Raw genomic sequence first — 11,473 nt, 5'->3', positions numbered from 1 at the left:
GTTAATCAGAACAGACCCTACGAAAAAAATTATTGTAAATTAGTTGTTTAGATCATAGAAATCGAACATAGTGAGAGATCTATACACGGATAAGTCGCTGAACCTGTCTTGTATAGATTTCTCTCTCGTACCTCGTTCGAAATGACATTTTTATTGGTAAATTTCCTTAACTTAATGACATTGGCCGATGGCTCTTTTGGCCTTTGTTGGTGTTGTCCCAACAAATTACAGGTTATGATTTATAACAATTTTAATTTAATAAGTGGTGACACTATTTTGCCAGTGTATATGGGTGTATACACCTACCGTATACACCTACACTTTTTGCAACTATCCAATTACTCAATTCCCATAGATATTATACCTTTATCCCAATGGAAACTCACGACGATAAGACATTCGAAGAAGTATCATTTGCCGAAAAACTAACCCGCGCGACAGAATATAATAACTGCCTGTTTAAAAAATGCGACCTGTCTAACAGCGATTTTATGAAATGCAAATTCATCGACTGTATTTTCGATAATTGCAATCTATCCATGATGAAGTGGAGCCGCAGCACCCTAAGCAATGTGGTATTTAAACAATGTAAAATACTGGGCGTTAATTTTAGCTTATGCGAGGATTTCCTGTTTAGCGTAAGGTTTGAATCGAGCATACTGGATTACTCGTCGTTTATGAACAAAAAAATGCTAAAAACATACTTTATAAAATCATCCTTGAAAGAAGTGACCTTTTCGCAGGCTAATATAGCAGGCGCTGTGTTTGATCAAAGCGATCTTTCGGGCACTGTTTTTAGCCAGACCGATCTTTCTTCGGTAAATTTTAGCACTGCCCTAAATTATACTTTAGACCCCGAACTAAACAATATCAACAAAGCCATTTTCTCTGCGGATGGCCTTCCGGGGCTATTATCTAAGTATAATATTAAAATAGTATAAACAATATTGTTATTAACAAAAAATTCTATTTCCATATTTGCGTAAAATAAATTAATTTTGTCTTCCCGATAAGTTTTCTACTAACAGGAAACTTGCCTAAAGAGAAGAAGTGAGCAATAAAGAAACAAAAGATAATCCCTGGCGGATGCCGGTTATTGCCGTATCCATGTTAGCTGCATTGGTTATTGCAGGCTTATTTATTAATGGCCAGCCGCATAAAGTGCAACAAAAAATTGTACAGGCTGATAAAATACAAACGCAGTCATTATCTGTTACACAAACTCCCGGGAGCGCTGATGAAAAAGCTATAATTGAAAAGAGCGATTCGAACGCGTCAACATCACACAAACACCCAACATCGCATAATAAGAAGATAACCAGGTCAGCTAAAATTGCTAAACCGGTAACTGCCAATGTGGAGGCAGTACCCGAATTGCCTGTTGAGAAATCCGCTGAAATAACTGATGAAACGGATGCAACACCATTAGACGAATCATTGGTAATGACCTATTCAGCTCAAAAAAAGTCAGCGCAAAAAACAGGTCCTCAACCTGGATGGGAAATTTTTGAAAAATATATTAATGACAGTGCTATATCCCCGGATGGTAAGACCGGAACGGTTGAAGTATCATTTACCGTTAACAATAACGGAAAGCTAAATGATTTTAAGGTAACCAAAAACCTGAGCGAAGCAGCCGATAAAAAAGCAATTGAAATTATAAAAAATGGCCCAGAATGGGTTGGCGAAGCTAATGCCGAACCTAAAGCGGTTACTGTAAAAGTTCAGTTTCATTAGATCAACTCATCCTTCAGGTTTATAGCCGGCACACTAATTAATATTAGCGGTATAAACATTACCAGCCTAACTTTTGATTTGTAGATCATTTAAGCTGCATCTGATATATATTTTACCAAACAACGCTTAGCTACGGGTAATAAAGTTTGTTCGAGCGGAAAGGTGATGTCGCTGTGCACATAATAAACCGCCGGGTTGGGCAGGTGTTTGTTTTTGCGTATCAGGTTTAATTTTATTGCTTCGGGTGTATTGATCAGGCTATGTTCGTAAGTATCTATCAGTTGAATGTGTATGCCGCGGTATTTATCGTTCTTGTCCTCAAAAATAGTGAAATGGTACTCATATAGCAGGTTAGTTTTGTTCTTACCATTACGCAGAGAAAAATAACCGTCATAAGGCAGAAGCGGCATTATGCCAATGGGGTCAATATTGAGGCGGCTTTCTACAAAGTTATATATCTCACGGCCGGTTTGTATAGCCGGGTTCATTTTGGTCATGGCGTAGGTAATTATCTGCTCTATCTCTTGCATCGAGCTATCATCCTCAACAATTTTTTTGTAAGTGAGCTTTACGGCAGCAATATCGGCCTCTGTTAACCGTTGCGGAAACGCGTTTTGCAGCGTCACCTTATTTTGCTTAAAGCTGATGAGATTATTGTAATGAAATACCAAATCGCTTAGGTTTGGGTATAGTCTGCTCTTATCAAAATGCCGGTTTATTTCCTGCAGATAATCTAACAATACATATTTTTTATACTCAAAATCTAAGGTTCCTTCTATAAACCAGTCAATGCCTAATGATTTCATAAATCCGTCTCCTTACATGCCTATTAAATTAAACAAAAATGAGCAATTTTGCAATATGCCTAACGGAACCCTTTTTTTAATACCCGTACCGCTTGCTGACGAAGCCGCGGCCAAAACATTTACCCCTTACCTGGTAGATACTATAAACAGTATAAAAGAGTATATTGTTGAGAACGAAAAAACCGCCCGCCGCTTTTTAAAAGAAGCCGGACTTAAAACCCCGCAAAGCGAATTGGTTATGTATGATTATGGCAAGCATAATCGCGGCAGCAGCTTGAAAAGTTTTTTTGTAGGCTTACAGTCAGGCAAAAATACCGGGCTAATGAGTGAGGCTGGTTGCCCCGGCATTGCGGATCCGGGAGCGGAGATTGTCGCTGAAGCACATAAACGCGGAATTAAAGTGGTGCCATTAGTAGGTCCAAGTTCTATTTTACTGGCACTAATGGCGTCAGGATTTAACGGGCAGAGCTTTGCTTTCCAGGGATATTTGCCAATTGATAAAGCAGAGCGCAGCAAGCGCATAAGAGAGCTGGAAGGATTATCTGATCGTTTAAATCAAACCCAGATATTTATTGAAACGCCGTTTCGTAATAATCCATTATTGGAGGAGATATTAAAAACCGGCCATCCAAAAACCAAGCTATGCATTGCCAGTAATTTAACCGCTGCAGATGAATTTGTGCAAACCAAAACCATCGCCGAATGGCAAACCCAGGTACCTGATCTGCATAAAAAGCCAACTATTTTCATCATATCCCGTTCTATATAAGTGTTAATTACCCGGCAACATACCAAAGTTTTAATAGTTGGGGCGGGCCCATCCGGATTGATGATGGCCGCTCAGCTGTTGCGGCATGGAGTTCAGCCAATTATCATTGATAGTAAACAAGGGCCAACCGATCAGTCAAAGGCCCTGGCAGTGCAGGCACGCTCGCTAGAAATATACAGACAGATGGGTATTGTTGATCGTGTTTTAGCAAATGGTAAACAAGCAGGTGGCGTAGTATTTAACCAGAACGGCAAAGTATTAGCCGAATTATCATTAGCAAATACCGGTAAAGGAGAAACCAAATATCCGTTTATTCATCTTTATCAGCAAAGCAAGAACGAACGCCTGTTGCTTGATTTTTTAACAGTGAATTGCTGCCCGGTTTATTGGGACACTAATTTATTATCAGTAACGCAAACGGCAGAACGTGCAGAGGTGCAATTACAATCGGGCACAGAAACTGTTACTTTAACCTGCGACTGGATGGTAGGAGCCGATGGTGCACATAGCGAGGTACGCAAACAATTACAGATACCATTTAATGGTGATACCTACGCGCATGAGTTTTATTTGGCAGATGTAGAACTGGATAACCAACAACTCACGGGCGAGCAGGTGCAGCTTTATTTATCCAAAAAAGGATTTGCAGGATTTTTCCCCATGCCCGAGCAGAATTGCTACCGCGTAATAGGTAACCTCCCTGAAGGCGTTGAGCCGCGTGAGGACCTGCAAATAGAAGAAGTATTACCACATTTAAATAGCATAGCTGAGATGGATATGAAAGTGGTGCATATTAAGTGGTTCACCACTTATCGGTTGCATCATCGTATGGCTGATAGATTTAGGCAGCAGCGTTGTTTTTTGGTGGGTGATGCCGCGCATATACATTCGCCGGTTGGCGGGCAGGGTATGAATACCGGTTTGCAGGATGCTTATAATTTGGCATGGAAGCTGGCAGGTGTGATAAACGGTCAGTTAAAAGAAGCCATTTTAGAAACTTATGCGGCCGAAAGAATGCCGGTTGCCAAAGGGCTGCTAAATACAACAGACGCGGTTTTTAAAGTGGTTATGTCTATCAATAGGTTAAATATGTTATTTAAAAAATGGATAATGCCAGGCCTGCTAAAATTTGTTTGGAGCAAAGAAAATTTGCGGAATGTATTTTTCAGGCGGGTATCACAAATATTTATCAATTACCGGCACAGCGCCATCAGGCTGCATTTAAGCCACGCAAAAAACGTTAAAGCCGGCGACCGCCTGCCTTATCTTAAAGTATTTGATGAAAAGAAACAGGAAGAAACCGACCTGCACGAGTGGTGTGCCAAGCCGGGCTTTACCTTAATAGTATTAGGCAAACTGCAGGAAATAGATTTGTTTACCCTCGCTAAATGGATCACACAAAACTATAGTGCAAACCTTAATTTCTTTTACCTGCCGCCATCTGCCAAAAATGAGGAAGTATTTAAAACATTTGAAATAAAAGAAGGCAAAAAGAAAGCGCTAATTATTCGCCCGGATATGCATATCGGCCTTATTAACGATGTTGTGGATATTGGTATGATGGATAATTATCTAAATAATGTGTTAGGATTAATGAAGACCGGGTGATGTTTTTATTCCAAAATGTATGGAGAAATCAGCCATGTATGGTTTCTGTCTTTCCGTAATTTTTCACTACCTGTGCCTCGTAAGTTAAAAATTCTTTCCAGCGTTTATCTACATCTATAGTGGTGGCATGCTTTTTAGCCAGGTTAATGAACATGGTATAATGCGAGGCCTCGCTTATCATCAGTTCATGATAAAATTCGGCAAGCTGTACATCATTAATATTTTCAGACAGCACCTTAAAACGCTCGCAACTGCGGGCCTCTATCATTGCCGAAAACAGTAACCTATCAATTAACTGCGCTTCCCTGCCGCCACCAATTATAATGAATTTACGCAGGTCGTTCACATAATCATCCTTGCGCTCTTTGCCCAGCACATAACCACGCTGTAAAATAATTTCATGTACACGTTTAAAATGATCCATTTCTTCCTGTACCAAAGCAATCATTTGTTGCACCAGGTCGCTAAGGTTTGGATTTTGAACAATAAGCGTTATGGCATTGGTAGCCGCCTTTTGTTCGCAATAAGCATGGTCTATCAATAATTCTTCAATATTGCTTTCTACAACATTCTTAACCCAGGTGGGATCGGTAGGCAGTTGTAATTTCAGGATGGTTTTGTCGCTCACGATTGCAAAGATAAAAGTTAATCTTCGTCGGTAAAAGCAGGATTGTTTGTTATTGAACGGGCGTGATGGTGAATGGAGAGTATAATAATTTGTTTATCCAAAATGATATCATAAACTATACGATAATTTCTAAAAATAAGTTCCCTTGTTAACTCATCATCCGATTTTTCGAATTTCTTACCTAATAAAGAATTTGATTTGAGTTTTCGTATTGCAATCCTGATTAATTGCACTTCATTTCGTGCATAACGCACAGAGTCTCTTCGAATATAATTGTATATTCCTTTTAAATCTTGTTGCGCAATATTAGAATAAACAATCGTTAGTCCCACTTATCGATTTCTTTTTCTAATTCTTCATCAGTTAAAAAATCGCCTTCCTTTACCTGTTTTCTTGCTATTTCAATTTTTTGTAGTAGAATAATCTCTCCTACAATATCGTCAACAGAAAACGTATCAGGCATATGATCAACAAGCTGATGTATTTTATCTTTAGTAAGCATAAAATTTTCTTTTTTATAAAGTTAAAAAATTACCTATACAAACTCTTACTCTCAATAAATTTTAAAACAGGATCCGGAACAAAATATTGTACGTTCTTTTTTTCGGCTATTGATTTACGGATAAATGTGGCCGATAGTTCCATTTGCGGCGTCATGGTTATAGTTACCGATGGATGCGAGGCCAGCTCGGCGTTTTCATAGCCGGGACGCGGATAAACATAAATTTGATAATCGCGCAGTATCAATTTATAGTTTTTCCATTTAGGCAGGCTCACCAGGTTATCAGACCCCATAATTAGCGCGAACTCATGCTGCGGGTATTTTTCCTTTAAATGAGTTAAGGTATCAATGGTGTATGATGGTTGGGGGAGTTTTAATTCTACGTCGCTCACCTCAATGTTCTGAGCATTATCGGTAGCTAAGCGGGCCATCTCCAGCCTGTCGTAAGTATTGATCAGGTCGCTATACTTTTTTAGCGGATTTTGTGGCGATACAACCAGCCAAACCTTATCCAAAGTTGTATGGTTAGCCAGGTAATTAGCTATTATTAAGTGGCCAATATGTATTGGGTTAAACGAACCGAATAGTAAACCTATTTTCATGTCAGTTAGCAGTTGGTAGTTTGCTGTTTACAGTTAATCATTCGGCATTAAACAATGCAGTTATTTTGCAATAAAATTCTTCACCAGCTTCTCCGCCTCTGCGCATGCCGTTTGAAGATCGTAATTTTTTAGTATAATGTCAAATCGGGGAGCGTAATTCAATTCTTTTTCGGCCTTTATAAAGCGTTCTTTTAATTTTTCGCCGCTATCTGTCCCTCGTGAGGTCAAACGCTCCTTAAGTACCTCTAATGACGGTGGCTGAACGAAGATTGCCAGCGCTTGTCCGTCGTATTTGCGTTTAAGGTGAAGGCCGCCTTCTACATCGATATCAAATATTACTGTTTTGCCTTTTTTCCATATCCGCTCAATTTCGGTACGTAAGGTGCCGTAAAAGGTGCCTGAATATACCTCTTCAAATTCAACGAATTGTTTTTTGGCTATACGGTGCAAAAACTCTTCTTTGCTTATAAAGTGATAGGCCTTATCATTCTCTTCATCGCCCCTTCGTGGCCTTGTAGTTGCCGAAACAGAAAACTCTAATTCAGGAAATTTAGTAAGCAGGTGTTTAACAATGGTAGTTTTACCGGCTCCTGATGGTGCAGAAAATATAATGAGTTTTCCTTGTTTGGTCATTAGTTTATTAGTCATTGGTCATTGGTCATTGAAGTCAATCCATTAGCTAATTAACCAATGACGAGTGATTAATGACGAGTGACTATAATACATTTAATAATTGTTCTTTAATTTTTTCAAGTTCTTCTTTCATCCCCACAACCAACTTCTGTATACCGGCGTCATTTGCTTTTGAACCTAAGGTATTTATTTCGCGCCCTATTTCCTGCGATATAAAGCCCAGTTTTTTACCATTTGCATCCGCATTTTTCAATGTTTCAATAAAATAGTCGCAATGTGCTTTTAAACGTATTTTTTCTTCGGTAATATCCAGCTTATCAATGTAATAGATCAGTTCTTGCTCTAACCGGTTTTGGTCAATAGCTTCGCGGCCTGTGGCCTCGCTTAAAAACTGGTTTAAACGTTCGCGTATAACAGGTACGCGTTTAGGTTCTTCAACTTCAATAAGCGTTAGGTCTTGTAAAATAATACCTATCCGGTATTTAATATCCTGCTCCAGCGTATTACCCTCATCGCTTCTAAATTGCTGAAACGCATTCATAGCCTGTTTAAAAGTATTCTCAACAACCTTCCATTCTTCCTCTGATACAGTTTCTTCATCATACTTTACAACTTCCGGTAAGCCAAGTGCCAATTGCAACAGGTTATTTGCGGGCTCATTTAAGTCTTTGCTAACCGCTTTTAATTGCGCATAGTAATGTTTTAGCAAAACGGTATCAATACCTGCTGCTTTTACAGACGAGCTTGCCTGTTCAACATTAATAGATAAGTTTACTTTACCGCGCTCTATTTGCTTACTGCAATCATTACGCAATTGGAATTCTTTTTCAGAAAATATTTTGGGAAGACGTAACGAGAGTTCAAGGAATTTGCTGTTCAGCGACTTTATTTCAACGGTGTATTTTATATTACCCGAATCAAAACTGGCAATCCCATATCCTGTCATGGATTTTATCATGCGCAAAGATAATATTTTTTGAAGATTGAAGATCAGAGATTAAAGATTAGTGTCGTATGGCGGTACAAACACGATATCATAACAATCAAACACTGATCTTTAATCTTTATCTCAAAAATTAACATTTTTTTACATTTACACCCAATTACAATGTTTAAGTTTGCAGATTGAATAAGTCATTAATATATTACCGTTTTATTATAGCCGCTGTTATGTGCTTTTGCCTGGCTTTAAGCGCATCTGCACAGCAATCATTTACTGTAAAAGGGGTAATATTTAGAAAAAACACGCCCGATATAGTACCCCAGGCGCTTGTAACCAACCTAACCAGGAAAATTAATGGAATGAGTGATGAACTGGGCAGCTTTCATATACAGGCTGCAATGGGCGATACCTTGCTTTTTAAAAAGAACGACTATGCTGCGCAAATTTTGGTAGTTATAACGCGTTTGGACCAGACTATATATATGCAACCTATAATTCATTTAAATGAGGTTACTATTAAAGATAAAAGCAGGAAGGATGAGTTAAACGAAGTAATGGATGACTATAAAAAGAAAAATCAATATTATACGTTAAACCCAAGCGCGTGGTCATTGGTAAATTCGCCCTTAACCGGTTTGTATGAGATATTTGGAAAAGGGGCTGCGCAAGCTAAACGATTCAGGCAATACTCAAAAGACGAGTTGGAGCGTGCAGCTGTTGCTAAACGATACAATAAGAAATTGATATTGCAGGTAACCAGCATGCCTGACATCGAAGTTCAGGATTTTATGCTTGCTTTTACGCCCTCGTACGAGGATATAAAAGTTTGGAGCGATTATGATATAATCAGTTATATCAAAAGAAATTATGAGTATTACCGGAATAATAAAAGCTCTTTAAAGATAGAAAAGCTGTATTAAACTATATTCCTAAAGCTTCACAGGCTCTTTCGGCAGCCAATTTTTCCGCGTTTTTTTTGCTAAACTCTTTTCCCGTTCCCATCATTTGTCCGTCAACGCTGGCTTGTACCGTAAACAGCTTGGTGTTTTCACCATCACTGTTCTCAATCAAATCAAAAGAAATATCCTTACTGTGACGCTGGCACCACTCAATGAGTTTGCTTTTAAAATTGGTTTCTGTTTGCTCAAGCGTATGAATATCAATATGCGATTTGATGATGTGGTTAACCAAAAAATGCTTAGTAAAATCATAGCCTTTATCCAGGTATACCGCGCCAATCAACGCTTCAAAAGCATCACCTAATAATGATCCTTGCCGAGTGGGCCCTAAAGCACGGTTATCATAATCAATAAGCTGTTCAAATCCCAGCTTTCGCGCAAGTTGATTGAGATTAACCCTGCTAACAATTTTTGAGCGTAATTCTGTTAAAAAGCCTTCATCCTCATAAGGGTATAGCTTAAAAAGCACTTCGGCAACTACACTGCCCAATACAGCATCGCCTAAAAACTCTAAACGCTCATTGCTGTTCTTTACGCCTTTTTTTACGCTTTGGGCCACAGATTTATGGCGAAATGCCATACGGTATAACGACAAATTGCCCGGTACAAACCCGAGCAAATTTTTTAAAACCTTAACGTATTTTCTGTGTGGAGATAAATATAGTTTATATAACTGGCTAACAGGCATCCACTATTATTCTTCGTATTTTTTAAATATTACAGAAGCATTATGGCCACCAAAACCAAAACCATTACTCTGCACTATTCTTACGTCTCTTTTTTGAGCTTTATTAAACGTAAAGTTTATTTTAGGATCAAAAGCAGGATCATCAGTAAAGTGGTTAATAGTTGGCGGGATTATGCCATGATTTAAAGCAAGTATAGATGCAATAGCTTCAACCGCGCCGGCGGCACCCAATAAATGGCCCGTCATTGATTTTGTTGAGCTGATATTTATACGATAAATATCTTCGCCAAAAACATCCTGTATAGCTTTAATTTCTTGCGGATCACCAATAGGGGTTGATGTTCCGTGAACGTTTACATAGTCAATATCTGATGCTTGCAGCTCTGCATCTTCAAGGGCGGCCCTCATTACCAGTGCGGCACCAAGGCCATCTGGGTGCGGTGCCGTCATATGATAAGCATCGGCACTCATGCCGCCACCTATCATTTCTGCATAAATTTTTGCTCCGCGTGCTTTAGCGTGCTCCAGTTCTTCTAAAATAATAGTTCCCGCACCTTCACCTGCAACAAAACCATCGCGGTCAAGATCAAACGGGCGTGATGCTGTTGCCGGGTCATCATTACGTACAGATAGCGCGTGCATCGCATTAAATCCGCCTATACCGGCTTCATTAATAATAGCCTCAGAACCACCACTTATAAACATATTGGCTTTACCCAGGCGGATATAGTTAAATGAGTCTATCAATGAATTGTTTGATGAGGCACACGCAGAAACTGTAGAGAAATTTGGACCGCGTAAACCATATTTGATAGAAATATGGCCCGGAGCAATGTCAGCAATCATTTTAGGAATAAAAAACGGATTAAAACGAGGGGTGCCATCGCCTTTGGCAAAGTTAACCACCTCATCTAAAAATGTTTTTAAACCACCAATGCCTGATCCCCAGATAACACCTATACGGCTGGTATCCAGTTTTGAGAAATCTAAACCGGCATCTTTTACAGCTTCTTCGGTTGAGTATAATGCATATTGAACAAAAGGATCAAGCTTACGCGCGTCCTTTCTTCCTAAAAATGCATCGGCATCGAAACCTTTTACTTCGCAGGCGAATTTGGTTTTGAACAGTGACGTATCAAAACTTTTAATCAAAGCTGCGCCACTTACCCCATTGATTAAAGAGTTCCAATATTCTGGAACGCTATTGCCAATTGGAGTAAGTGCCCCAAGCCCGGTTACTACAACTCTTCTAAACTTCATTTAATTGAATAAGAGAGTCTTATTTAACGTTTTTTTCAAGGTAAGCGATGGCTTGGCCCACTGTGCCAATTGTTTCAGCCTGATCGTCAGGAATAGCCACATTAAATTCTTTTTCAAACTCCATGATAAGTTCCACGGTGTCTAAAGAGTCAGCACCAAGGTCGTTGGTGAAGCTAGCCTCGGGGGTTACTTCACTTTCGTCAACACCCAATTTTTCTACGATTATAGCTTTTACTCTTGAAGCGATATCAGACATAGTATTATAGTTTAATGATTAATAATTTCAGTGCAAAGAAAAATAAAATCTATCAAATATCAAATCTAAAACTTTTTAGTTT

At 39.0% G+C, this 11,473-nt stretch carries 15 protein-coding genes; 5 read left to right on the top strand and 10 right to left on the bottom strand.

The window, feature by feature from the left end:
• Positions 1–374 precede the first annotated feature (374 nt).
• A complete protein-coding gene (locus tag JWR23_RS06175) occupies positions 375–941 on the top strand; it encodes a pentapeptide repeat-containing protein (RefSeq protein WP_299514277.1) in 567 nt (188 codons plus the stop codon).
• Positions 942–1,050: 109 nt separating this feature from the next.
• Entirely contained in the window at positions 1,051–1,737 is a 687-nt protein-coding gene (locus JWR23_RS06170) for an energy transducer TonB (RefSeq protein ID WP_299514274.1), read from the top strand.
• Positions 1,738–1,826: 89 nt separating this feature from the next.
• On the opposite strand, the gene JWR23_RS06165 is transcribed toward JWR23_RS06170, so the two are convergent.
• Entirely contained in the window at positions 1,827–2,543 is a 717-nt protein-coding gene (locus JWR23_RS06165) for a hypothetical protein (RefSeq protein WP_299514272.1), read from the bottom strand.
• Between the two features lie 55 nt (positions 2,544–2,598).
• On the opposite strand from JWR23_RS06165, the gene JWR23_RS06160 reads away from it, so the two are divergent.
• Positions 2,599–3,312 carry an SAM-dependent methyltransferase gene (locus JWR23_RS06160; protein WP_299514269.1) on the top strand — a complete coding sequence of 238 codons (714 nt, stop codon included), beginning with the start codon at positions 2,599–2,601 and terminating at the stop codon, positions 3,310–3,312.
• Complete coding sequence (locus tag JWR23_RS06155) at positions 3,313–4,920, top strand: FAD-dependent monooxygenase (protein WP_299514266.1); 1,608 nt, start codon at positions 3,313–3,315, stop codon at positions 4,918–4,920.
• 28 nt (positions 4,921–4,948) lie between these two features.
• On the opposite strand, the gene JWR23_RS06150 is transcribed toward JWR23_RS06155, so the two are convergent.
• The 6 genes from JWR23_RS06150 to JWR23_RS06125 all read right to left on the bottom strand — a co-directional run bounded on the left by JWR23_RS06150 (position 4,949) and on the right by JWR23_RS06125 (position 8,243).
• Entirely contained in the window at positions 4,949–5,548 is a 600-nt protein-coding gene (locus JWR23_RS06150; RefSeq protein WP_299514263.1) for a tRNA-(ms[2]io[6]A)-hydroxylase, read from the bottom strand.
• Positions 5,549–5,565: 17 nt separating this feature from the next.
• Positions 5,566–5,880 (bottom strand): type II toxin-antitoxin system RelE/ParE family toxin, encoded by a 315-nt coding sequence (locus tag JWR23_RS06145; RefSeq protein WP_299514260.1) that lies wholly within the window; start codon positions 5,878–5,880, stop codon positions 5,566–5,568.
• A complete protein-coding gene (locus JWR23_RS06140; protein WP_299514257.1) occupies positions 5,871–6,050 on the bottom strand; it encodes a hypothetical protein in 180 nt (59 codons plus the stop codon). Before JWR23_RS06140 ends, JWR23_RS06145 begins: the two co-directional genes overlap by 10 nt.
• Positions 6,051–6,079: 29 nt before the next feature.
• Entirely contained in the window at positions 6,080–6,652 is a 573-nt protein-coding gene (nadD, locus tag JWR23_RS06135; protein WP_299514254.1) for a nicotinate (nicotinamide) nucleotide adenylyltransferase, read from the bottom strand.
• A 60-nt stretch (positions 6,653–6,712) separates the two neighbouring features.
• Positions 6,713–7,300, bottom strand: coding sequence for a guanylate kinase (gene gmk, locus JWR23_RS06130; RefSeq protein ID WP_299514252.1), 588 nt, complete (start codon positions 7,298–7,300; stop codon positions 6,713–6,715).
• A gap of 67 nt (positions 7,301–7,367) precedes the next feature.
• Complete coding sequence (locus JWR23_RS06125; RefSeq protein ID WP_299514249.1) at positions 7,368–8,243, bottom strand: YicC/YloC family endoribonuclease; 876 nt, start codon at positions 8,241–8,243, stop codon at positions 7,368–7,370.
• Positions 8,244–8,410: 167 nt separating this feature from the next.
• Between JWR23_RS06125 and JWR23_RS06120 the strand changes: the two genes are divergently transcribed.
• Complete coding sequence (locus JWR23_RS06120) at positions 8,411–9,148, top strand: hypothetical protein (RefSeq protein ID WP_299514246.1); 738 nt, start codon at positions 8,411–8,413, stop codon at positions 9,146–9,148.
• Position 9,149: 1 nt separating this feature from the next.
• On the opposite strand, the gene rnc is transcribed toward JWR23_RS06120, so the two are convergent.
• From rnc to JWR23_RS06105, 3 genes are read right to left on the bottom strand one after another with little or no spacing between them, the layout of a single operon-like run.
• Positions 9,150–9,875: a ribonuclease III gene (gene rnc / locus JWR23_RS06115; RefSeq protein ID WP_299514241.1), complete on the bottom strand. Its 726-nt coding sequence runs from the start codon at positions 9,873–9,875 to the stop codon at positions 9,150–9,152.
• 6 nt (positions 9,876–9,881) lie between these two features.
• A complete protein-coding gene (fabF, locus tag JWR23_RS06110) occupies positions 9,882–11,135 on the bottom strand; it encodes a beta-ketoacyl-ACP synthase II (protein ID WP_299514237.1) in 1,254 nt (417 codons plus the stop codon).
• Positions 11,136–11,154: 19 nt separating this feature from the next.
• Positions 11,155–11,391: an acyl carrier protein gene (locus JWR23_RS06105; protein WP_008508386.1), complete on the bottom strand. Its 237-nt coding sequence runs from the start codon at positions 11,389–11,391 to the stop codon at positions 11,155–11,157.
• Between the last annotated feature and the right edge of the window lie 82 nt (positions 11,392–11,473).

The sequence above is a fragment of the Mucilaginibacter sp. genome (assembly GCF_028288205.1).
Lineage (GTDB): Bacteria > Bacteroidota > Bacteroidia > Sphingobacteriales > Sphingobacteriaceae > Mucilaginibacter.
Note: the sequence above shows the minus strand (reverse complement) of the source record. Positions and strands in the feature narration are given on the sequence as shown.

What these genes read in the sequence shown, in the direction of transcription:
- gmk (WP_299514252.1), bottom strand. Translation starts at nt 7,300, where the DNA reads ATGACTAATAAACTAATGACCAAACAAGGAAAACTCATTATATTTTCT.
- rnc (WP_299514241.1), bottom strand. Translation starts at nt 9,875, where the DNA reads ATGCCTGTTAGCCAGTTATATAAACTATATTTATCTCCACACAGAAAA.
- JWR23_RS06175 (WP_299514277.1), top strand. Translation starts at nt 375, where the DNA reads ATGGAAACTCACGACGATAAGACATTCGAAGAAGTATCATTTGCCGAA.
- fabF (WP_299514237.1), bottom strand. Translation starts at nt 11,135, where the DNA reads ATGAAGTTTAGAAGAGTTGTAGTAACCGGGCTTGGGGCACTTACTCCA.
- JWR23_RS06105 (WP_008508386.1), bottom strand. Translation starts at nt 11,391, where the DNA reads ATGTCTGATATCGCTTCAAGAGTAAAAGCTATAATCGTAGAAAAATTG.
- JWR23_RS06160 (WP_299514269.1), top strand. Translation starts at nt 2,599, where the DNA reads ATGCCTAACGGAACCCTTTTTTTAATACCCGTACCGCTTGCTGACGAA.
- JWR23_RS06165 (WP_299514272.1), bottom strand. Translation starts at nt 2,543, where the DNA reads ATGAAATCATTAGGCATTGACTGGTTTATAGAAGGAACCTTAGATTTT.
- nadD (WP_299514254.1), bottom strand. Translation starts at nt 6,652, where the DNA reads ATGAAAATAGGTTTACTATTCGGTTCGTTTAACCCAATACATATTGGC.
- JWR23_RS06140 (WP_299514257.1), bottom strand. Translation starts at nt 6,050, where the DNA reads ATGCTTACTAAAGATAAAATACATCAGCTTGTTGATCATATGCCTGAT.
- JWR23_RS06125 (WP_299514249.1), bottom strand. Translation starts at nt 8,243, where the DNA reads ATGATAAAATCCATGACAGGATATGGGATTGCCAGTTTTGATTCGGGT.